This window comes from Flavobacterium plurextorum (genome assembly GCF_024638035.1).
In the GTDB taxonomy this organism is placed as follows: domain Bacteria; phylum Bacteroidota; class Bacteroidia; order Flavobacteriales; family Flavobacteriaceae; genus Flavobacterium; species Flavobacterium plurextorum.
Genome location: NZ_CP100442.1, coordinates 4,111,507 through 4,135,543, shown reverse-complemented (window position 1 = coordinate 4,135,543; position 24,037 = coordinate 4,111,507). Strand labels below are relative to the sequence as shown.

Below are 24,037 nucleotides of genomic sequence, written 5' to 3'. Positions count from 1 at the left end.
GCATATTCTTTGTTCCCTTTTTTATTTTGAATTATTATGAGAAATAATACACTTTCAAGATTTTCTAAAATAGTACTCTTGTTATCAGGATTACTGTTTATAGGATCCATTTTTGTGCCCATGTGGAAAATTGAATTAACTGCACCTCAATATCCTGAAGGATTGGTTTTAAAACTTCATGCTTCTAAAATTGCGGGTGATGTAGAGATTATAAATGGGCTTAATCATTACATTGGAATGAAAACCCTGCACTCTGAGGATTTTATTGAGTTTACAATTCTTCCTATCATTTTAGGCTTTTTTGGTGTTATCGCTTTGGGCTGCATATTCTATAAAAACGAAAAGATTTTATATACACTCTTTGGTTCGTTTGTTCTTTTTGGAATTGCTGCAGGTCTTGATTTTTACCGATGGAATTATGAGTATGGTCATAATTTAGATCCAAATGCTGCAATACGCGTACCCGGAATGGCATATCAACCACCTGTTTTAGGTTATAAACAACTGCTTAATTTTGGTGCATACTCTATACCAGATATTGGCGGATGGATGTTGATTACTGCTGGAGTTTTGCTTTTTCTTGCTGTGCTAAAACAAAAGAAAATGCTTTTTTTCAAAACAAAAACAGTATTGAGTATCGCAATATTGGCCGTTTTATTTTCTTCATGTGCAAATGATAAACCAGTTCCAATTAAACTGAATACGGACAATTGCGATTTTTGTAAAATGGGAATTACGGATGGAAAATATGGTGCCGAGATTATTACTGAAAAAGGCCGAGCCTATAAATTTGATGATATTGCTTGTATGGTTAATTATACGAAGGAAAATCCAGAACTAAAAGTTAAGGGATACTATGTTCATGATTACACTTTAGAAAATGAATTGATTCCTGCCGAAAAAGCTTTCTATGTTTCTGGAGGCGCAATTAAAAGTCCAATGAATGGAAACATTGCTGCATTTACTAATAAAAGTCAAGCAAAAGCATTCGAAGCAGAATCTCAAGGACAAGAAAAAGAATGGAGCACTTTTATTGAAAAATAAGAGAACAACAACTCAAAACACAATTAAAATAATATGAAATTATTTCTCTGTCTTTTTCTATCACTGTTTTTTTTCAATCTGCAGTCACAGACTATTGAGGTTGGAAAAAACAAGGTAATAAAAAGTATAAAAAAAGCTATTGATCTGGCAAACCCTGGCGATACAATCTTGGTTTATAAAGGAGTGTATCGCGAGGGAAATATCGAGATCAATAAAAGAATTGTGCTGCAAGGAAAGGATTTTCCAATTCTTGATGGACAAAGAAAATATGAAGTGGTTTCTATCAAAGCTGATAGTGTTGTTGTATCTGGTTTTAAAGTAATTGATTCTGGTTACGGTTCGCTGAACGATCCTTGCGGAATTAAAATTTACGACAAAATTGGTGTAATGGTAAAGAATAATATACTTGAAAATAATTTTTTTGGCATCTACGCTCAAAAAGGGAGCAGCTGTGTAATTGAAAATAACACGATAAAAGCACATCAAAAAGAAGAACAACGTATAGGAAACGGAATTCATTGTTGGAAAAGCGATAGTATGAAGATTATCGGAAACAGAATTTCCGGGCATCGTGACGGTATTTATTTTGAGTTTGTTTCGAATTCAATTATCTGGAGAAACATTTCTAAAGGAAATATTCGATATGGACTGCATTTTATGTTTTCTAATGACGATTCGTACATCTCAAATGTATTTAAAAACAATGGGGCAGGAGTGGCAGTAATGTTTACCAAAAATGTAAAAATGTTTAACAATTATTTTGAAGAAAACTGGGGAGACGCCGCCTACGGTTTACTGTTGAAAGAGATTGCAGACAGCTATATTATTGGAAACAAATTTATACGTAATACTTCTGGAATCTATATGGAAGGAACGAGCAGAGTAATGCTTAATCATAACATATTTAAAGACAATGGCTGGGGAATGAAGATTCAGGCAAGTTGTATGGATAACGAAATCTCATTCAATAACTTTCTTGCCAATACTTTTGATATCAGTACCAACGGCAGTCTCGTTTTAAATCATTTCAATAGTAATTATTGGGATAAGTACGAGGGATATGATCTTAATAAAGATGGAGTTGGTGATGTGCCTTTTCATCCATTGAGTCTTTTTGCTGTTCTTACCGAGAATAATCCTTCGGCAATGCTTTTATTCAGGAGTTTTATGATTACGCTATTAGACAAATCAGAGAAAGTACTGCCAAGTATTACACCTGATAATTTTATTGATGAAACCCCATTTATGAAATCTCTCATTTTATGATTACTATAAAAAATATAAGCAAAAAGTTTGGAAAACTTCAAGTGTTAGAAAATGTAAACCTTGAATTTAAAAAGGGAGAATGCATTGCATTGATTGGTCCTAACGGATGCGGAAAAACAACTCTCATTAAATCTATTCTTGGAATGGTGCTTCCTGATAACGGTGATATTTTGTTTAATGATAATTCTATTTTAAAAGAGTTTAATTACAGAAATAAAATCGGGTATATGCCGCAGATTGGGAGATATCCTGATAATATGGAAATAGGCCAGATAATCAGTATTATTAAAGAAATTAGAAATTCAAAAACAGTTTTAGACGAAGATTTGATAAAAGCTTTTAATCTTGACAAAATGTATGCTAAACAAATGCGCACGCTTTCTGGCGGAACAACGCAAAAAGTAAGTGCAGCACTGGCTTTTCTTTTTAATCCTGATGTTCTTATACTTGATGAGCCTACAGCAGGATTAGATCCATTAGCGTCTGAAATTCTCAAAGAAAAGATTCTAAAAGAACGTGACGCTGGAAAATTAATTTTAATAACATCACATTTATTAAGTGAACTCGATGATATGATCACTCAGATTATTTTCATGCAGGATGGAAAAGTACATTTTCATAAAACCATCAGCGATTTACTTGAATACACAGGCGAAAGCAAAATCTCAAAAGCCATAGCCGCAATCTTAAAAGAGAAACATCATGAACAGAATAATTAAAATTGTTTTACTAGATATACTTAAAAATAAGATTGTTGTTAGTTACACCATTATTTTAGCGTTACTTTCTTGGGGATCATTCGGATTAGAAGATAATTCAGCCAAAGGACTGCTTACTATATTGAATGTAATTTTGTTTACAGTACCTTTAGTATCGATATTATTTTCTACGATTTATCTTTATAATAGTGCCGAGTTTATTGAACTTTTACTGAGTCAGCCTTTAAAGAGAAAAAAAATCTGGATTAGTTTATTTGCAGGTCTTTCGATTGCAATGGTTACCGCATTTTTTCTTGGAGCTGGAATTCCGCTTTTAATTAATGCACCAGGTATAGTTGGATTTATGATGCTTTTGGTGGGTTGTCTCATTTCAGTAGTTTTTGTCTCATTGGCTTTTTTGAGCTGTATTTATGCAAGAGACAAAGCAAAAGGAATTGGAGTTGCTATAATGTTCTGGCTTTATTTTGCCATGCTTTTTGATGCCGTAGTATTGTTTTTGCTTTTTCAGTTTTCCGAATATCCTATTGAGAAAGCTATGGTAGGTGTAACCGCATTGAGTCCTATAGATTTGGCACGTATTCAAATATTACTGCATCTCGATCAATCGGCAATGATGGGATATACAGGAGCTATTTTTAAAGATTTTTTTGGAACAACAATTGGACTGATACTATCGTTTTTATTATTGCTGCTTTGGATAGGAATTCCGTTTTTTATTTCTCTTAAAAAGTTTAATAAAAAAGATTTGTAAAAGTATTTTGAACACAAATGAAGAAACAAATAGAAAGATGAAAACAGATATTAAGGGAAAAGACGATATTATAATACTGGTAGATGCTTTTTATCTAAAAATTAGAACTGATCCTACGATTGGTTATTTATTTACTGAAGTAGCTGCTGTGAACTGGGAAAAACATCTTCCGATAATGTATGATTTTTGGGATAATATTCTTTTTCATACAGGAAACTTTGATGGAAACCCAATGATGAAACACCGAATGTTAAATCAGAAAAGCCTTTTGACCGAGGCACATTTTAAACACTGGACGAAATTGTGGAAAAAAACGGTCGATGATTTGTTTGAAGGAGAAAAAGCTAGAGAAATTAAAATTAGAGCTGACAATATCTCAAAAGCAATGATGAATAAAGTAATAAGTTAAAAAAGCGGGAACTTTTATAGTTCCCGCTTTTTTACTTTAAAACGTTATGAAATTTGAATTAATAATTTATCATTTAACCTTTCCTCAAAGGACGTAAATATTTGGAGCATAGATTATGATTTGAGTCATACAGCTGCAATTTTTTAGACGTTCTAGTAGAATAATTTGTGATCAATGATTTCAATTTTTTTGTTCTTTTTCATAAGAGTCAAAGTTCTAATTACGGTTTCAACTCTTAATCCGGTAAAATCAGCAATTTCTTGGCGGGTATAAGGAATTTTTATTTTTTGATTCACTTTTGTGCAATGCTGTCTTTTAAAATTATCCAAAAAATATTGTATGCGATGTTCCGGCTTATGATTGATTATGTTTTTTGAGAAGACGATTTTATTATAAATTCTTGAGGCAAATAGTTTTAGTATTTTCTTTTGCGCTTCAGGATTTTCTTCCAGAAAAGAAAAGAAATTAACTCTAGAAAGTTTTAAAATGACACAATCTGTTTGCGCTAAAGCCGATGCAGGATATGGCTCACCAATAATTAGCGGCGGTTCTCCAAAACTGTCACCTTCTTTAAATACACCAATAGTTAGATCTTTGCCATCTTCGTTAGTATAACTCATTTTCACCGTTCCTTCTAAAATTTGAAAAAATGATAAAGCAGGATCATTTTCATAAAAAATGATAGCATTTTTTGGAACTTTTTTGGCAACTGCTCCCCAAGTATATAGCAAATCACTATCAATGTGCATTTTTATCAATATTTACTTTATTAATAAACGATGCGTGATTATCTGTTTTTTTAATTCTATGCTTACTACTCTTATACATTATGCGGTGGTTGGTTTGTGGTATTTGTTGAGTCACACAAAGGAATGAATTTATTAAAATTCAAAACATGATAATTGTTAGTTTCTTGAAGTAATTGATAGTGTAAAATTATTTGTAATTTGTTAGTTATTAGTTTTTTATGTAAAGTCAGTTATACTGGGTTTTCTTTGAATTGGAGAAGCATTAAAAACATTTTTTCAGAGTACTTTCTGTCTTTTAAAATGCAAAAAAGATCTTATTTTTAGGTTTACCGCCTACAAACAAATAAAAAACTCCTACAAATAATGCAGGAGTTTAAAGTTTTTAGTTGAGGTTTTATTTTGCTTAAAAAAAGCTTAGAACTGTATCATTTTTTGTAAACAATTTTACTTACGCGAGAGACTAAATAAATGCTTACAAGCATAATAACAGAAGCAACCATTGCTAGAGTATCATAATGTTCCAGCGGTGCATAATTGTCTTTTTGTACAATGATTAATCCAGCGATCATAGCACCAAAACCTCCTGCCATTTGTTGTAAAGAAGAGTTAATACTCATAAAAGCTCCTCGATCCTGAGGTTCTGGTATTGCTGAGGTTAATGTTGTTGAAGGCACCATTCTGCTCATGATTGCCATCATCATTAAGATATTGGTAACTAATACAATCCAAAATGGAGTAGCGGCAAAATGCGCATAAACATTCATTACAATTATAGCAAACAAAGTGGCAAAAGCAAAAAGTTTGAATTTGCTGAATTTATCACTCAGTTTTCCAGCGATAGGCATGGTAATTAGTGTTGCAACACCAGTAATCATAAAAAGTAAAGGTAACTCATCATTAGTTACTTTTAGGTTGTTTATGGCAAAGGCACTTCCAAATGGCATCATCATAAAACCACCAATAGAGAGAAGGGCAGTAGACAAGAAACCAACTTGATAGTGTGGTTTTGAAATAGTATGCCACAGGTGTTGAATTGGTGTTTTTTCTTGTTTTAAACTTAAATGCTCAACAATTGGCTGCAGTTTAAAGGATAAAACCAAAGTTATAATTGCGGCCATAGCGGCAATCCATAAAAAAGGTACGTGCCAGCCCCAAGCATTAGCAATGTATAGACCAATAGGAATTCCTAAAACTTGACTTACTCCAAATCCCATTTGTATAAATCCCATTACTTTTCCTCTTTGCTGCAGGTTGAATAAATCGGCAACAATTGCCATCGAAATAGAACCAATTACACCGCCAAAAATACCGGTAAAAATACGAGCGGCGACAAGTAAAATAAAGGTTGGTGCTATGGCGCAAAATACAGTTCCTATTGTAAAGCCAATATAGAAGAAAAGTAATAGTTTTTTTCGGTCAAATTTATCAGCGAAACCTGCTGTTAAAAGTCCTGAAATTCCAGCACTAAAGGCGTAAGCCGAAACGGCAATACCAAATTGTGATGCTGTAATTTTTAATGTTTTCATCATAATATCTCCAAGTGGCGACATTACCATAAAATCTAGCACAACTGTAAATTGTGTTAAGGCTAATAGAAATATGACAAGTTTTTGATAGCCATTAAAACCTGTTTTGAGTGTTTGTTTTTCGTTCATATATTTTAAAGTTCTTTGCAGTCAAAGTCAAGAAAATTCAACATTTCGATTATTTGACCAGCGTTTAGATTTTCACTTATAATTCTAAGTACACAATCAATATCTTCTTGATCGATACTCCATTGCAGGATAGATTTGTTTGTATTGAAGAATGCTGCAATTTTATTTTTGCTAGTTTCTGTTTTTATATTAGTAGCAAATATCATGACATTCATAGCTGTTAATTTTTAAGGGGTTAGTGCTTTGATTACTAAACGTAATGCTTCTTTTTGTACATCATCGGTTAATTTAAACGGAGTGGTTCCGCCTAATCCTTTTCCTTTTTCATGAAAACGCAGTAAATTGTATAAAGGTCCGTAAGCGATACTCCAAAAGACTTCTTTTGAAACTGGTACAATTTCTTTTCTCTCGATGGCGCCATTTAGAAACTTTGTCATAATTTCTTTTAGCTCCATCAAGCTTTCATTTACTATAAAATCACCGTAGTTTGAGTTTTGAAGAATTTCCCAGCAAACTAGTTTATCAGTGTTGTTCATCATAAATGAAGACCGATTTTCCCATTGCTTAGCGAGACCTATTGCAAAAGGCATATCTGGAGTGAAATCTTTTAAAGAACTTTTAAAAAAGAATGTTCCCATCTCAATTCCTATTTTTTTTATGAGATCCTCCTTATCTGCATAATAAATATAAAGGGTTGCGACAGAGATACCGCATTCTTTTGCCAAACGATTCATTGCAAAGCCTTCAATGCCATACTTTACAATCATTTCTATCGTTTTTTGCTTAACTAATTCTTCTTTATTACTATCTCTAGTTCTCAAATGAAAGGATGTTTAAATTGAAAACAAAGATATAATAATAAGTGAACGTTTGCTTATTTATGATAAAAAAAATTACTAGACTTTCGATAAAACAAAAAACAGATTTTTTTTGACAGATTTAGATTGTATGATTTTTTTGCTATTTTTACTACCAGCAGTTATCGTGCAAAATGAAAAGGTTTGCACATAGAACTGGTTTGTCGGACTAAATTTAATTCTTAAAAAATGAAAAAAAACAATGATTTTGGCCTGTTGATACTTCGTATTACAATTGGATTATTAATGCTTTTGCACGGTTTTGCAAAGTTTAATGGAGGTTTAGAATTTATATCAGGTATGCTTGTCGAAAAAGGTCTTCCAGGTTTCTTTTCGTATGGTGTATTAGTGGGAGAAATTCTAGCGCCAATTGCAATAATAATTGGTTTTAGAACTAGAATTGCGGCATTAATCTATGCTTTTAATTGTTTTGTTGCTGCATTAATGGCTCATAGTGCAGATATATTTAAAATGAGTGATCACGGAGGCTGGGCTTTAGAATTACTTGGTCTTTACTTTTTTACTGCACTTGTTTTGTTTTTTACAGGAGGAGGGAAGTACAGCTTTTCTAAGAATAATAATTGGGATTAAATATAATTTTGATAAAAACTCAAATAAAAAAAAACGGTTTATGACCGTTTTTTTTTTATTCCAAATTGTAGTTTTAGACTTTTACAAATATTACATTTTTGTAATAATGAATTCGCTTCGTCTGTTCATTTGATGTTGTGCTTCGGTGCAGGGAACGCCGTTTGAGCAATTATTGATAAGCTGGGTTTCGCCGTAGCCAATTGCGCTTTCAATTCGTTCAGGGGCAATTCCTTGAGATATTATATAATCTCTGGTTGCTTTGGCTCTTCGATCAGATAATTCAAGATTGTATTGATCATCGGCTCTTGAATCTGTATGAGATTCAATTTTTATAATTACGGTTGGATATTGATTCATTAATAAAACAACTTTATTAAGTTCTATTGCCGCATCGTATCGTATATCTGATTTGTTGAGGTCGAAGAAAATAATTCCGATTTTGATTTTTAAAATTCCGTCTTTACGTTCTATAAGAGTTGGATCAAGTCCAATTGGCACTTCGGTTATTCCAGAATTCTCGGCAGTAACGATTGTTTTTGATGAGGTTGTAAAATTATCTTTAGCAGCTTCTACAGCGTAAGGTGTATTGCAATTGATGTTTTCTTCAAACTCAAATTTTCCATCCATTCTTGAAACGGTTTGCTGTAATTGCTGGTTTTCATTGTTTTTGAGTGTAACTATGGCACCCGGAATTTTTTTATTCGAAATGGCATCAAAAACATAACCTTCAATAGATTGTGTACAGCTTCTTTCGAACGAATAAATATCATCATCGCCTTTTCCTGTTTTTCTGTTTGAACATACAAAACCTTTGTTGGTTTCTTCGTTTACAATATATCCAAAATCATCTAAACTGCTGTTTAAAGGCGCGCCAAGATTAACTGGTGAATCAAAAACTTCATTATTTAATCGGCTTTCAAAAACGTCAAGACCTCCTAAACCTAAAAAACCATCTGAGGCAAAGTACAGCGCTTTGTCTGTTATAAACGGAAACATTTCTCGTCCGCTTGTATTTATTTTTTCGCCTAAGTTTTTAGGATTTGAATATTGGTCTTCGCCCAAAATGTCTACCATAAAAATATCTGTCGAACCAATTGTTCCCGGCATATCAGAAACAAAATACAGTTTTTTACCGTCTTTGCTTACAGTTGGCTGTCCAACAGAATAGCTGTCACTGTTAAACGGAAGTTCTTTTACATTTTCCCATCGAACAGTACCATTCCTGTTTTCTACTGCTTTGGCAGTGTATAATTTTAAATTATTAACGCCTTTGTCGTCTCTCTTAAGTTTGCCGTTGTAATTGTTTCTAGTAAAATAGATTGTTTTTTCATCGGGTGAAAAAGCGACACAAGCTTCGTGATATTGGGTTGTAATTTCTTTTGCAAAACGTTCTTTAAAAGTTACATTTGTTTGTGTCGGACTTATTTTCCCTAGCTGCATATTTAAATACGGCTGATCGTTCCATCCATATTTTGCAGTTTTTAAATAAGAGGAATCTACTGTTGTTGAGTAAACTAAGTCGCCTTTGTAGAACATTGGACCAAAATCGGAGTAAGCCGAATTGATTTCTAAATTCTCGAGGATAAACTGCAGTTTTATTTTCTTTATATCTTCAAGAGTTACTGTTTTTAGAGAGAAGTTTTGAGCTCTAGAATCAGATGATTTTTGTTTCTCGGAGAAATTTTTCATCCATTTTTTTGCCAGATCATAATTCTTGATTCCCTGCAAAGATTGTGCATAACGAAAGTAATATTCTGCTGAAACTTCGGCAGAATAATCAGCAAGCAGTTTGCTGTACCATTTGCTGGCATCTTGCATTTGGGTATTAAAATAGTGCGCATCTCCTAAACGCTGTAAAATTTCTTTTGAAGTATCACCATTTTTTACGGACAGTTCATATGATTTTGCGGCATCTATATAATACATTTTATCAAAAAGAGCATCGGCTGTTTTGTTCTTTGTTTGCGAATTAACCATTTGGATGATTAGCAGGGCGAGTATAATAATTCTTTTTTCCATGGCTGCTAGTATTAAAAGAATCTAGGAGATTTTAATCCCTTTTTGCGTGATACTAATTCAAATCGAAGCATAATTTCGTGTGTGCCGCTATTGTAGTTTTGTAATTCGGTAGTAGTATAATCATAAGCGTAGCCTACAAGAAATTGCGGTGTGATTTGTAACGATGCGAGAGCACTTACAGAATCTCCTGTTCTATAAGAGACACCAAGTGTTACGCAGTTATTAAACATGAAATTAGCTGAGAAATCGGCAATTAATGGAGCTCCGGCTACATATTTTACCATTGCGGCTGGTTTAAACTTGGTGTGAGCTGAAAGATCAAAAACAATTCCACCAATAAGATAAAGATGCATTCGTTCATTGACTAGATCATCGGCAATATCATCATAATTGTATCGTTCTCTGGTCATAAAATTAGGAATAGCCAATCCGATATAATCTCTTTCGCCATGCCAGTATAATCCCGCACCAACTACTGGAAGGAATTTATTGGTGATGTTTTCACGAAACTGAACATCTGGATCTCTATAACTTCCTTTTGTCCAGTCAATATTTATCACTCTTCCGCCGCCTTTAATTCCAAAAGACAATTTATGGGTTTGTCCTGATGGAATGGTGTAAGAGAAGTTAGCATCAAGATATTGCTCTTCTGAAGGACCAATTTCTTCACTTACTACAGATAAACCTAAACCTACGTTTTTTCCAAGAGGAGTATCGAGTGTAAAAGACTGTGTGTTTGGTGCTCCTTCAAGTCCAACCCATTGTGTTCTATATATACCAGTTATAGCTAAATGTCCTAATGAGCCGGCATACGCAGAGTTAACACTAAGCGTATTATACATATACTGTGTGTATTGGGGATCTTGCTGAGCCATCGCACCAAATACAGAAAGCATTGTAAGGATCGTGAAAATCTTTTTTATACTTTTAATCATAGCCAATTCTATTTTGGTTATTGCTATTTTATTTTAAATAAAGCCATCCAGATGTTTTTGGAGAACCATTTCCTAGATCAAGAATGTAGAAATAGGTACCTTCTGGAAGTGTTTTTGCAGAGCCGTCTGCCTTGCCGTCCCAAGTGTTATTGTACCCTTTCTTGTAATACACTAAATTACCCCAGCGATTAAATATCTCGAGCTGATTGTCTGGATATTGTGAGATACAATCAATGTAGAAAGTATCATTTTGACCATCATCATTTGGAGAAAATTCATTGAAAATTTTCAAACAGTTAGGAGCAACGGTTGCACTGTCTTGATTATTTGACGAGTTGCTGTCTATTTGATCCATTTTAATAAGATGAGCTGTGTTTAAATAGTCATTAAAATCAACCACTTTTGCTGTAATAGTCAAAGTTTGAGAACCTTTTACAGCTACAGTTGGAATTGTCCAAGTTCCTGTTGTACTGTTATATACTCCAGACGATACGGTGAATGTATCTAATTTGTAGCCTTTAGGAAGTATATCTTGAACTTCGACATTTGTAGCAGTTAGGTTTCCAAGATTTTCTGCTGTAATAGTAAAGGTTACGGTGCTGTACATTGGCACATCTGTTTTGTCAACCTCTTTGTTTATAGCAATATCTGTTGATGAAATGTTGATGAATTCTGAGTCTTCATCATCTTCACTTTGATCACCATCATCGTTATTTGGCTTACTGTCTGGATCGTATTGATCACTGGCAGTTACTTGGGCAATATTTAAATAATCGTAACCTTCAAGACCATGCGGACTCGCAACTGTAACTTGATAAGTCAAAGTAATACCTCCAACGGGAACAGTTAAATTAGCCCATTTTATAGTGTTGGCTCTAAATAATCCACCGTTTGAGATGTTAGTAATATTTCGATAGCCTAGTGGAATTATATCATCAACGGCAACTCCTGTTGCTTGACTTGGTCCTTCGTTGTTAAGCTTTAATGTAAAGGTTATTACCTCATCTACATTTGGATTTTTATTACTTACTGTTTTATCTAAACTTAAATCAGCGATTGAAACATTGATTTGAATGCTGTCGTAGTCGTCTTCTGTTTTAACTCCGTTATTTGGTGTTGAATCAGGATCAGGCATATTACTGGCTGTAATTTCTGTTTCATTAGTATATTCATTAGCTGCACCCGTCGGCGGATTTATTTTGGCATAAATATCCAAAGTTTGAGTTTCTCCATTATTAACGGTTCCAGTAGTCCAGATTCCAGTAGCATAATTATAAATTCCGCTTGTTACCGAATTGGTTAGATAAGTAAATCCAGCTGGAAGTAAGTCTTTTACTTTCACACCGCTTGCATCACCCGGACCGTCATTTGTTACTGTAATATTAAAAATAACTGTCGAACCAATTTCATACATTGTATTGCCTGTTTGCGTAGTTTTACTGATTGATAAATCGGCCATAAGAACTGAAGGAGTTACAAGCGCAGTTGCATAATCATCTTCTGTAGTCACTCCGTTATTTGGAGTTGAATTAGGATCAGGCATGTTGCTCGCCGTTACTTCGGCAATATTGAGATAATTTCCTGCAGCGTTTACTATAGCGGTGATTTGCAATGTATGTGAATCTCCATTTACAAAAGAGCCGATATTCCAGATTCCTGTATTTTTATTATAGGATCCTTTTGTAGCGGTAAAACTGCTAAAAGTATAACCTGGCGGAAGTAAATCTTTGACCTGCACTCCCGATGTATTTTGCGGGCCGCTGTTGGTTACAACAATTTCAAAGGTAACTTGCGCTCCAATTAATGGTGTTGGATTATTAACCGTTTTGGTCAACGATAGATTTGCCGACACATTTGTTGGAGTAGTAGTTGCTGTCGCATAATCATCTTCAGTTGATATTCCATTATTTGGTGTTGAATCAGGATCCTTAAGATCTGCTGCAATTACCTCTGCAACATTAGTATAGTCTCCATTAGGATTTACCGTTGCCATTATCTCTAAGGTTTCAGATTTTCCATTAACCAAACCGCCCACAGTCCAAACGCCAGTTGTAGAATCATAAGTTCCTGTAGAGATCGAATAACCATTAAAAGTATATCCGTTTGGAAGCAAATCTCGAACCTTAACGCCAGTATTATCTAATGGGCCGTTATTGCTGATAATAATTTCGAAAATAACTTGAGAGCCTACTAAAGGAGCGGCATTGTTTACTTTTTTTATCAGTGATAAGTCAGAGTCAGTTCCTCTTAATATCGGTACTGTAAATGCACTATCATAATCATCTTCTGATGTTACTCCATTGTTTGGAGTTGAATCTGGATCAGGAAGATCTGCTGCTGTAATTTCGGCAGAATTCAGATAATTTCCAGTTGGATTTATGATTGCAGTTATTTGTAAAGTTTCCGATTTTCCGTTATTCAAGTTCTGTTGCTGTCGCATAATCATCTTCTGTTGTAACACCATTATTAGGTGTGGAGTCTGGATCAGGGACGTCACTGGCTGTAACTTCGGCAACATTTAAATAATCTCCTGAGTCGTTTACAGTTGCTGTTACTTGCAGGGTTTCTGATTTACCATTTATTAGATTACCCACAGTCCATAATCCTGTAAGCGAATCATAAGTTCCAGTTGTAATTGTATAGGAGTTATAGGTATAACCTGAAGGCAGTAAATCTTTGACTTTAACACCAGTATTGTCTTTTGGACCATTGTTGGTAATTACTACTTCAAAAGTTACTTGAGAGCCAACTAATGGTGTTGGATTATTGACTTTTTTAGTCAAAGATAGATCTGAAACTGCAGCTTGTTGTATTGGAACTATTAATGCTGTGCCATAATCATCTTCAGTTGTTATTCCATTATTTGGTGTTGAATCAGGATCTGGAAGATCTGCAGCAGTTACTTCAGCTATATTGGTAAAATTTCCTGTAGAATTTACAGTTGCAATAATCTGCAGTGTTTCTGATTTTCCATTTATCAAATTACCTACAGTCCATATACCAGTTGTTGCATTGTAAGTTCCTGTTGAAATTGTATATCCATTTAAGATATATCCAGAAGGTAATAAATCTTTTACTTGAACTCCTGTATTATCTTGCGGACCATTGTTTGTGACAATGATTTCGAAAGTTGCTAATGTACCTACCAACGGAGTAGTATTGTTAACAGCTTTAGTTAATGACAAGTCAGAAGATTGATATATTGGAACTGTAGTGGCTGCCGAATAATCATCTTCGGTTGTATTTCCATTGTTTGGAGTAGAATCTGGATCAGGAAGATCTGCTGCTGTTATCTCGGTACTATTAGTATAATTGCCAGATGCATTTACTCGAGCTGTGAGTTGCAGTGTTTCAAATTTTCCATTAACTAAATTACCTACAGTCCAAACTCCTGTAGTTGGATCATAAGCTCCAGTTGAGAGTGTGAAATTGTTGTATGTATATCCAGAAGGCAATAAATCCGTTACTTCGACACCAGTATTATCTTGTGGTCCTCCATTAGTAACGATAACCGTAAAAGTGACTAAAGAACCAACAGTAGGAGTGGTATTGCTTACCGTTTTTGAAATAGATAAATCAGATACAGCTGTTACTGGAGTTGTTGAAATTTCGGCATAATCATCTTCTGTAGTCACATTGTTATTTGGAGTAGAATCTGGATCGGGAAGATCACTGGCAGTTACCTCCGCAGAATTAAGATAAACTCCTGTTGGGTTTACGACTGCAGTAATTTGAAGCGTTTCAAATTTTCCATTTACTAAATTTCCAACAATCCATAAACCTGTTGCTGAATCATATGTTCCAGTAGATACTGTAAACGAGTCATAGGTGTATCCTGATGGAAGCTTATCAGTTACTTGTACGCTGGTAGTATCATTTGGCCCATTATTGGTTACTATAATTTCAAAAGTAACTTTGGAGCCTATTAAAGGTGATGATCTGTTTACAGATTTAGTAATTGATAAATCCGCTGTTGGCTGAATAGGAGTAACTATTACATTGGCTTCATCATCTTCGCTTTGATCTCCATCATCGTTATTTGGCGTACTATCAGGATCAGGCAGACTGCTGGCTGTTACTTGAGCAATATTTTTATAAACTCCTGTTGGCAGTACTTTGGCATCAATAATAAGTGATTCGGCAACTCCTTTATCAACAGTACCAACATTCCATATACCAGTAGTATTGTTATAAAGCCCAGCAGAGGAACTATAATTTACAAATTCATATCCTGTTGGAAGTAAATCTTTAACCTCAATTCCAGTTGCACTATTTGGTCCGTCATTTTGTATTATTAGTTCAAATGAAATCTGACTTCCTACTACTGGACTAGTATTTCCTGCAACAACTTTTTTGACCAATGATAAATCTGCCGAAGGTCCAATATAGATAATTTCAGCATTAGCTTCATCATCTTCGCTTTGATCACCGTCATCATTATTTGGTGTACTGTCAGGATCTGGTAAATCACTGGCGGTTATTTGAGCTACATTTTTATAACTTCCTAACGGATTTACAAATGCACTAAAAGTTAAATTGGTATTAGCACCATTTGCCAATGCTATATTTTTCCATTCAAGCGTAGCTGTTGCTACTTGATAGGTTCCTCCAATTGATACAGAGCCAGGAATCAATGTATAACCTACCGGAATAACATCTTGTACAGCTATTCCTGTAGCGTTTCCAGGGCCTTTATTGATTACATTAAGAGTAAAATCTACTTGTTGACCTGACGCTGCAGATGTTGGGGTAACCGTTTTAGTAAGCTCTAAATCTGCTGATTTAAGCGTAATATTTGCACTTGCCATATCGTCTTCAGGAAGACCATTTCCAGGTGTACTGTCTGGGTCAACTTGACGTGCAGTTTGTATTTCTGCAGTATTTTTGTAATTAGCTGCTGTTGCAACATTGACCTTTGCCGTAATCTGTAATGTGATTGAATTTCCATTGTTCAGATTACCTATATTCCAAATACCAGTAGTACTGTTATATTTACCAGAACCATTGTCGCTGACATACGTATAACCCGGAGGAAGTTTGTCTGAAACTGTTACTCCTGTGGCGTTATTAGGACCGCTGTTAGTTGCTCTAATTGTAAAGATTACATTGTCATTTATACTAACAGAAGTTGGAGAAACTGTTTTTTGAAGTGATAAATCGGCAACGTCTATTGAGACAGAAGCACTATCCTGATCATCTTCGGTTTCTATTTGATTGTTTGGCGTACTGTCAGGGTCAAATTGATTAGATTCTACAATTTCAGCTTTATTTAATGTACTTCCAACGGCATTAATAGTAGCTTTGAATGTTAAGTTTAGTCTTCCTCCATTTGGGATTGTAAGATTGTACCAAGTCAACGTATTATCTCCTACATTATACTGTCCAGATAAATTGGCTGATCCCGGCACTATGGTAAAACCAGTAGGAAGATAATCTCTTACAGCTACACCAGTTGCGGTTACCGTTCCTCCAAGTGAATTGTTATTAAAAATCTGGATCGTAAAGGTTACTACATCTCCCGCACTTCCGTGAGTAGGAGACACAGATTTTGTTAGTTCAAGATCAGAAACAGCAAGTATTGTAAGGGTCATAACATCAGAAGAAACAGCACAATTTCCGTTGCTCACCGTCCATTGAAGTTGATAAGTGCCAGAAATAGTACCACTAACAGCTGTTGTTGGCGATGTGCTGTCAACAAAACCTAAAGTACTTGGTCCTGATATTTGAGTCCATACTCCTGTGCCTACTGTTGGAGGTAAAGCGTTCATGTTTACGGGAGAAAATTGTGGGATTATCTGATTTGGTCCAGCATCAGCAGTTGAAGGCTGGTCGTAAATCGTAACGATAACTGAATCTTGAGAAATACAACCATTATTATTTAATGTTGTCACCGTCCATAAAAACTCATAAGTTCCGGGCTGCAGTCCAAGCATTATAGAATTAGGGTCATTTGGAGCACCAATATTGGCAGCAGGTCCCGACACCTTAGTCCAAGTACCAATTCCTGAAGTTACAGGTACTGCGGCCATGGTAGCAGAATCAGCATTACATAATTCTTGATCTGGCCCAGCATCTGCTTTTGAAGGCGGTATGTCATTAAAGGTTATTGATACTGTATCGACAGAAGGCTGACATGATGAAGGATCAGTAAAAGAACCATTTGTAACCGTCCATCTTAATATATAAGTTCCTAGAACGGTAACATTTGATAAGGTTGTGGTAGGACTGTTTGGGTTATCGATTACAGCTGTACTTCCAGCTGGAACCGTGTCAAAAGTCCATGTTCCAATACCAACTGCAGGCGGTACAGCAGCTGTTTTATATGTAGTTTGACAAGCAGCAGTATCATTTGGTCCCGCATCTGCAATACTAGGCGGGGCATTCATTTCGATACGAACTATATCAGATAGTGTTCGACAAGATGCACTTTCAAAAACCCATTCTAAAATGTAAAGTCCAGGAACGGTTAAGTTTAATAGATTACTTTTTGGTGCTGATGGTGTTTCAATAACAGCAACACTTCCTGTTGGCTGATAAACAAATTTCCATTGGGCTTTTGTAACATCAGGAGGAGGTGTGTTTCCATCTAAAACTGTTTTACCTCCAACATCAGCAATACAAAGATTTTGATCGGCTCCTGCATTAGGATCAACACTTGCACCGTTAAATACATCTATATTTACTTGATCTGATGATCCAGGACAAACTGGATTGACAGAAGAAGATATGGTATAGGTAAAGATATATGTGTTTCCAGGAACTACTGTAGCATTTGCAATATAACTGTTTGGTGGTGATTGGGTAATAACAACATCATTAACATTTCCGGAGGTAGTAGTAAGTGTCCAAGTTCCAGTAGAGTTTTCGTTTCCTATAAGCTGTATACTGGTTACATCACAATATGTTTTATCAGGACCTGCATTGGCTGCCGGCGAAACAGTTATGATCATGTCATCAAATGTTGGCGGACATAAAAACACGCTTTTTGAGTTAATTGTCCATCTAAAAGTATAAGTTCCTTTTACAAGTCCGTTAATAACCGTATTTGGATTAGATGGATCAACAATATTAGGCTGATTTGGTGCTCCAGTTAGCACAGACCATTGACCTTCTTCAAAAAAACTGTCGTAGGCATTTCCAGCCATTGTTACGGTGGTATTATTACAAACATTTTGATCTGGTCCAGCGGCAGCAACGTGTGGTGGAATTCCAACTGTTAAGTTAATATCATCAAAAGCTTCCCCGCAAATGTTTGCATTTACAGTCCATCTAAAAATATAGTAACCACTAAATGTAAACGTAAAAACAGCATTTGGGTCAGTAGGATCACTAATAGTATAATTACCCGCTCCAGATATCCTTGTCCAGCTTCCAGTGGCACCACCGCTGACAGTGGCCGCCATAGTTATTACACTGCCGCAAATTTCCTGATCAGGTCCGGCATCTGCCGCTGGCGGCGTTGCAGCAATAGTTACTTTTACACTGCTCGTACTTGGTATGCATATTCTTGATCTATTTACGATTGCCCAGGTAAAAGTATAAGTTCCATCTGTAGGAACTGTGACCAAAGTATTAGGATCATTTACATCAGCGATTACAACTCCTGCAGAAGGAGTGACCGTCCAAGTCCCAAAATCTGAGCTTTCGGGTGTATTTCCACTTAAGTTAAAACTATTGGTTCCATTAGGATAGCAAGTATCTGGTCCAGCGTCAGAACTCGTTGGAGCAATATTGTTGGTCGTGTATATCAACACATTATCAGAAACGGAGGCGCTACAAGCTGGTCCAGGATGCAGATAAGAAATCGTCCATTTTAACTCATAAGTAGCATTTGAGGTCAAAAATCCTGAAGCAATTGCGTTAGGATCATGCATATTAGAGAATGTTATTGTATCTGGTCCAGAAACTTGACTCCATCCACCAATTTCTCCACTTTCTGCGGGTTTTGCTGTAAGCGGTACATCAGTTTTTGTACAAACCACGTGATCGGGTCCTGCATCAGTGTTGCTTAATGTACTTCCAGAGACATATATAGTTACAGTCGAAACTGAGAATCCACAGGTAGCACCGCCGCCTTTTGTTATATATTGAAAAATATAGGTACCAGGAATAAGGCCGCTTACTTGCGTGTCTGTTGCAAAAACATCTGCAATTATAGCTTCATTTGGACCATTTAACTGACTCCAAAAATGCAAGCCGTCGTCAGTCATAACACCAGAAAGCATTGTGGTGGTATCGCCGCAAGGTAAACTTACGTCAGATCCAGCATTAGAAGGTGTTGGAGCACCAGAAACAAGAATATTTAAAGTATCAAAACCATAATCACATCCAACATTTAGTGAGCCATTTTCACTTCTAACGAATTCTACAACATAATCTCCCGGAGCCGTAAGGGTTAAGGTTAGTGAATTACCAACATTTTGCAGTGTAGTAGGGAAGGGTGCTAAAGGAGAATTATCAGGTCCATGCGTAATTCTATATTGATTTACTCCTGTACCCGTTACGGTAAGCGGAATTGTAAAAACAGTTGCATTACAGCTTCCTACGATATCCCTGCCATTGTTCGCAACAATAGTTCTTGTCGCACCATTATACTGAACATTATAATCTTTAGTAAAAACACAGCCGGTATTAGCATTGGTAAGAGTATATCTAAACTTATAAGGATCTCCTGAATCAGAAATACCTGTAACTAACGTAGTGGGATTTGTTGGTGAAACAATTACAGCACCAGGACCGCCTGCAATTTGTGTCCACTGTACCGTTTCGCCTGCATACAAAGGGGTTTGTGCAATAAGGGTAACCTGAGTGATAGTATTGTCACAAAAGAATATATTTTCATCGCCGCCTGGTAATGTTGTTACATCTTGGGTTGCCGGAGGTACAATAATTGAAACTAAATCATTTCCAGAAGCACAAGGTCCTGTTACTGTCCATCTAAAAGTATAAGTACCTTCAGTTAGATTAGAAATTTGAGTAGTATTTGATGTTGGGCTGCTTATTGTTGGTGTATTTGGGCCGCTTACAAATGTCCATAATCCGCCTTGACCATTTAATCCGCATCCGCCATATGTGCCACTTAAATTGGTACTTTGTGTAGTAGTATAACAATTACTTAATGTTTGGTCTGGCCCTGCCGAAATAGGCTTAACACCGCCATAATTGGTTACGGTAATTTGTGAGGTAGTTCTGCAACGAATTCCAGGAGCAAGTTCTGGACCTTCAATTACCCATTGTAAGGTAGTTACCCCGCAGCTTGTTGCAGGCAGATTTATGGTCGAAGTAGGTAAATCGGGAAAATTGATTACGACACCTGCATTATTATTGCCTACAATTTCCCAGTAACCATTTTCTCCTGTATTCTGAGGTGTGTTTGCCGTAATAGTTAATGTTCCTGCACTGTTAGGGCAGCTTGCTACGTCTCCGCCAGCTTGTGCTCGAGTGATAGGAGCAACATTAACTACTTTATCTTGATAGGTTGAGATACCATCTCCGCAGACTGCGCTGTATCTAAAAATATAAGTATTTCCTCCTGTATAACCTGATACTGTAGTACTCGTATTTTCTGGAGAGTTTATAACAACTGCAGGACCTGAAATTTGAGACCACATAACGGTACCTATAATTGGTGAAGGTGTACTTCCTTCTAAAACTAATGCATCAGTTTCACAAATTGTAACATTTAAAACTCCAGCGTTAACTGTACAGTTTTGAGCGTATGAATTTATAGTGTGAGAAAGAACTATAAATAATGCCAAAATGAGTTTTTTGAAATACTTCTTAGTTTGTAAAGATTGTCCCATAGGCTTCGAGATTGCAAAGTGGATACGAACAATTTATAACCACATTAAATTAAAATTTATGCTGTTCGTTAGTTTCGAAAAGGAATGATTGGTATTTGTAAACAGAGGGTACTCAAATTTATGAAAAGTTAGCTTTAAGAGGCTTTTTTATATGTTGCAAGTTAGAATTTGCAACAAGAAAACAGAATCATTTAAGTTTTACAAAAGATTATTTTGAGTGTAAATACTTACGATTATTGTGGTTTTGTTTTTTGTAATATATTGATATTGTGAGTTTTGACATTTCCTGATTTTAGAGTTAAATATAAAGCTGCTTTATCAATCGATTTGTCGTAAATATTTGATTAAAGTTTTTTTCTTGAATTAAGAAACTGGTTGCATATTATAATTTGAAACGTTGTTGTGAAGTATTTCCTTATGAAGGCTCTTAATATTATTTAAATTTGAGAATCAATCTTAAGCTGATAATCTTCGGCAGACAATTAAAAAGTACTTCCATACAATTTCATTTATAAATTCTAATCCTTAAAATTTTAAACTATGAAAAAAAATGCCTTCCGAATATTTTTTGCGTGTTTGTTCTGCATAGCTTCGATAGGAGTAATTAATGCACAAACTAAAAAGAAGCCAAATATCATTATGGTAATTTCTGATGATACAGGCTGGGGAGATTTAGGAGTTTATGGCGGCGGTGTCGGCCGCGGAATGCCGACTCCAAATTTGGACAGAATGGCTAAAGAAGGCATGCAGTTTTGGTCGTTTTATGGACAGCCAAGTTGTACTCCGGGAAGAGCGGCCATGATTACAGGCAGAATCCCAAACCGAAGCGGTATGACAACTGTTGCTTTTCAAGGTGAAGGAGGCGGACTTCCTGCTGCTGAATGGACATTGGCATCTATTTTGAAAAAGGCAAATTATAAAACTTACTTTTCTGGAAAATGGCATTTGGGTGAAGCAGATTATGCGATGCCAATTGCACATGGATTTGATAAAATGCAAAACGTGGTACTATATCACTTAAATGCATATACCTATTGTTTCCCTTCATGGAATCCTGATATGGCACCAGAAATATCTGATTTCATTAAAAAAGCGACCAAAGGTATTCTTGAAGGAGAAGCAGGAAAACCAGCACGTGATACAGGTCCTGTAACTGAAGAAAATATTGCCGAATTAGATATAAATATGGTAGATAATAATCTAAAAACAGCTGGATGAATATGGAAAATCAAAAGATCCATTTTTTATGTGTATCAATTTTGCTAAAAATCACCAGCCAAATTTACCTTCAAAACAATTTAAAGGAAAATCACCAGCCAAAAGCAAATATGGTGATGCAGTTGTAGAAATGGATTATAATGTTGGCCGAATTATGGATAAAATTCGTCAGCATGGAATTGCAGATAATACTATTGTAATTTATACCGTTGATAACGGAGCATGGCAAGACGTTCACCCTGATTCTGGATATACGCCATTTAGAGGATCAAAAGGAACAGATAGAGAAGGAGGAAGCCGAGTTCCTGCTATTGCTTGGTGGCCGGGTCAAATTGAAGCAGGAAGCCAAAGTCATGATATCGTGGGAGGTTTAGATTTGATGGCAACTTTTGCAAGTCTTGCAGGAGTTGAACTGCCTAAAAATGATAGAGAAGGTAAACCAATGGTTTTTGACAGTTACGATATGTCGAATGTTTTATTCAAAAAAGGAAAACCACTTCGTGACAGATGGTTTTATTTTACAGAAAACGAGCTATCTCCTGGAGCCGCACGTATTGGAAAATGGAAGGCAGTATTTAATACCCGAGGTGATAATGGTGCGCAGGCAGGAAGTGATATGCCGGGACAGCAACTAGGCTGGAGAGGTGATCAAACTTATATTGCAACCGTTCCTGCTGTGTACGACTTATGGCAAGATCCACAAGAACGTTATGATCTTTTTATGAATAGTTTTACAGAGAAAACATGGACAATGGTAATTTTTGATCAAGTTATTCTTGAACTTATGAAAACTTATGCAGCTGTTCCTCCACGACCACAACAAAGTGGTGCTTATGGAGGACCTATGGAAATTGGCAGATACAGAACTATTGAGCAGGCTAAACAGTTACTAAATAATAAACAGCTTTCACTGCCGGCTTTGAGTGTCGATCCAAAAAACTAAATAATTCTATCTTACTTTATACCATTAAGCCCGATTTGCGTCGGGCTTTTTTTATGGAATAAAATCAATTATTTTGACAATATATAAAAAAGAAAGCCTTTAAAGTTGTGGCTAAAAAGGCTTTTCTCTTCTTCAAAAAATCAATTTAATTGTAGTTTTCTTAGGTATTTTTCTTTCTGTCGATAGAAAGACTGGTATATAATCCTATTATTACAAAGATTACACCAAAAAGGGTATACAAAGTAAGCGGTTCATTTACCATAAAATAGGCAATTAAAAACCCGAAAATTGGACATAGAAAAAGCCAATAAGAGGCTTTTATTGGATTAATCTTTAATAAATACAACCAAAACTGAACTGCTCCAATAGAAACAGCAATGGCAAGCCACGAAGTCGAAAACCAGAAATCACTGTTAAAAACATTTTGATCAGATTGATAAGTAATCCATAATACTGGAATCAGAAACACAGCCCCAATAATGGTTTGCCACCCATTGATGGTAAGAATGTGTAATCCGTTCCAGTTTTGTTTAGAATAATAAATAGTGCCTAACGAATAGGCGATCATACTTGCAACCAAAATAAGTATGCCGCCGGGAGTTGCAAAACTGCTTTGCAATAAAGGATATGCCGCTAAAAACACACCAATAAAACAAAGAAACAGACTAATTATATTTTTAATTTTAATTTTATGAGATAACCAAATCGCCGAGATCAAAACAATAAAAACAGGATTAGTCGCAACAGCCAAACTCCCTAAACCGGCAGATACTTTTTGCATGGCAACAACATATAAGCCTAAATAAAAAGTAATATTAAACAAACCGTAAATACTAATTTGAATCCACTCTTTTTTTTGAGGCAGTCGTTTTGCCATTAAAATATGAGAAATAAAAAGCATAATGCTTCCGGCTATTACAAACCTAAAAATAGAAATCACAAAAGGCTGTGCAGCATGAAGACCTATTTTGGTAGCAGTCGATGCTGATGCCCATAAAAAGGCAAATAATATTCCAGCAAAAATGATTTTAAATTCTTTGATTTTGGCAGTAATCGGAAGCAGCTTTTCTTTAATCAT

Annotated in this window: 17 protein-coding genes; 8 read left to right on the top strand and 9 right to left on the bottom strand. The window is 35.5% G+C overall.

Features of this window, described 5'->3' with window-relative positions; all coding sequences use genetic code 11:
• Positions 1-36: 36 nt before the first annotated feature.
• From NLG42_RS18175 to NLG42_RS18155, 5 genes are read left to right on the top strand one after another with little or no spacing between them, the layout of a single operon-like run.
• Positions 37-1,044: a nitrous oxide reductase accessory protein NosL gene (locus tag NLG42_RS18175; protein WP_257681812.1), complete on the top strand. Its 1,008-nt coding sequence runs from the start codon at positions 37-39 to the stop codon at positions 1,042-1,044.
• 33 nt (positions 1,045-1,077) lie between these two features.
• On the top strand, positions 1,078-2,310 hold the full coding sequence (locus NLG42_RS18170; protein ID WP_257681811.1) for a nitrous oxide reductase family maturation protein NosD: 1,233 nt from the start codon (positions 1,078-1,080) through the stop codon (positions 2,308-2,310).
• Positions 2,307-3,029 carry an ABC transporter ATP-binding protein gene (locus NLG42_RS18165; RefSeq protein WP_257681810.1) on the top strand — a complete coding sequence of 241 codons (723 nt, stop codon included), beginning with the start codon at positions 2,307-2,309 and terminating at the stop codon, positions 3,027-3,029. The genes NLG42_RS18170 and NLG42_RS18165 overlap by 4 nt, the downstream gene beginning before the upstream one ends.
• On the top strand, positions 3,013-3,780 hold the full coding sequence (locus NLG42_RS18160) for an ABC transporter permease subunit (RefSeq protein WP_089056407.1): 768 nt from the start codon (positions 3,013-3,015) through the stop codon (positions 3,778-3,780). The genes NLG42_RS18165 and NLG42_RS18160 overlap by 17 nt, the downstream gene beginning before the upstream one ends.
• Positions 3,781-3,817: 37 nt before the next feature.
• Positions 3,818-4,189: a group III truncated hemoglobin gene (locus NLG42_RS18155; RefSeq protein WP_089056406.1), complete on the top strand. Its 372-nt coding sequence runs from the start codon at positions 3,818-3,820 to the stop codon at positions 4,187-4,189.
• A 152-nt stretch (positions 4,190-4,341) separates the two neighbouring features.
• Here the strand turns inward: NLG42_RS18155 and NLG42_RS18150 are convergent, their stop codons facing one another.
• The 4 genes from NLG42_RS18150 to NLG42_RS18135 form a co-directional block, all read right to left on the bottom strand.
• Positions 4,342-4,938 carry a Crp/Fnr family transcriptional regulator gene (locus tag NLG42_RS18150; protein WP_257681809.1) on the bottom strand — a complete coding sequence of 199 codons (597 nt, stop codon included), beginning with the start codon at positions 4,936-4,938 and terminating at the stop codon, positions 4,342-4,344.
• Between the two features lie 425 nt (positions 4,939-5,363).
• On the bottom strand, positions 5,364-6,593 hold the full coding sequence (locus NLG42_RS18145) for an MFS transporter (RefSeq protein WP_257681808.1): 1,230 nt from the start codon (positions 6,591-6,593) through the stop codon (positions 5,364-5,366).
• 5 nt (positions 6,594-6,598) lie between these two features.
• Complete coding sequence (locus tag NLG42_RS18140; RefSeq protein WP_129022880.1) at positions 6,599-6,808, bottom strand: hypothetical protein; 210 nt, start codon at positions 6,806-6,808, stop codon at positions 6,599-6,601.
• A 12-nt stretch (positions 6,809-6,820) separates the two neighbouring features.
• Complete coding sequence (locus tag NLG42_RS18135) at positions 6,821-7,414, bottom strand: TetR/AcrR family transcriptional regulator (RefSeq protein WP_199170229.1); 594 nt, start codon at positions 7,412-7,414, stop codon at positions 6,821-6,823.
• 225 nt (positions 7,415-7,639) lie between these two features.
• On the opposite strand from NLG42_RS18135, the gene NLG42_RS18130 reads away from it, so the two are divergent.
• Complete coding sequence (locus NLG42_RS18130) at positions 7,640-8,041, top strand: DoxX family protein (RefSeq protein ID WP_099718548.1); 402 nt, start codon at positions 7,640-7,642, stop codon at positions 8,039-8,041.
• 90 nt (positions 8,042-8,131) lie between these two features.
• Here the strand turns inward: NLG42_RS18130 and NLG42_RS18125 are convergent, their stop codons facing one another.
• From NLG42_RS18125 to NLG42_RS18110, 4 genes are read right to left on the bottom strand one after another with little or no spacing between them, the layout of a single operon-like run.
• The gene (locus tag NLG42_RS18125; protein WP_257681807.1) at positions 8,132-10,060 is read right to left on the bottom strand and encodes an OmpA family protein; all 1,929 of its coding nucleotides are present in this window, start codon (positions 10,058-10,060) and stop codon (positions 8,132-8,134) included.
• A gap of 11 nt (positions 10,061-10,071) precedes the next feature.
• Entirely contained in the window at positions 10,072-10,995 is a 924-nt protein-coding gene (locus NLG42_RS18120) for a PorP/SprF family type IX secretion system membrane protein (protein ID WP_099718545.1), read from the bottom strand.
• Positions 10,996-11,023: 28 nt separating this feature from the next.
• On the bottom strand, positions 11,024-13,435 hold the full coding sequence (locus NLG42_RS18115; protein ID WP_257681806.1) for a T9SS type B sorting domain-containing protein: 2,412 nt from the start codon (positions 13,433-13,435) through the stop codon (positions 11,024-11,026).
• Positions 13,410-20,753 carry a DUF11 domain-containing protein gene (locus tag NLG42_RS18110; protein ID WP_257681805.1) on the bottom strand — a complete coding sequence of 2,448 codons (7,344 nt, stop codon included), beginning with the start codon at positions 20,751-20,753 and terminating at the stop codon, positions 13,410-13,412. Before NLG42_RS18110 ends, NLG42_RS18115 begins: the two co-directional genes overlap by 26 nt.
• A 585-nt stretch (positions 20,754-21,338) precedes the next feature.
• Here NLG42_RS18110 and NLG42_RS18105 point away from each other — a divergent pair.
• Together NLG42_RS18105 and NLG42_RS18100 are read left to right on the top strand one after the other, a co-directional pair.
• Entirely contained in the window at positions 21,339-22,016 is a 678-nt protein-coding gene (locus NLG42_RS18105; protein ID WP_257681804.1) for a sulfatase-like hydrolase/transferase, read from the top strand.
• A 28-nt stretch (positions 22,017-22,044) separates the two neighbouring features.
• Positions 22,045-22,959 (top strand): sulfatase-like hydrolase/transferase, encoded by a 915-nt coding sequence (locus tag NLG42_RS18100; RefSeq protein ID WP_257681803.1) that lies wholly within the window; start codon positions 22,045-22,047, stop codon positions 22,957-22,959.
• 160 nt (positions 22,960-23,119) lie between these two features.
• On the opposite strand, the gene NLG42_RS18095 is transcribed toward NLG42_RS18100, so the two are convergent.
• Positions 23,120-24,037: a DMT family transporter gene (locus NLG42_RS18095; protein WP_257681802.1), complete on the bottom strand. Its 918-nt coding sequence runs from the start codon at positions 24,035-24,037 to the stop codon at positions 23,120-23,122.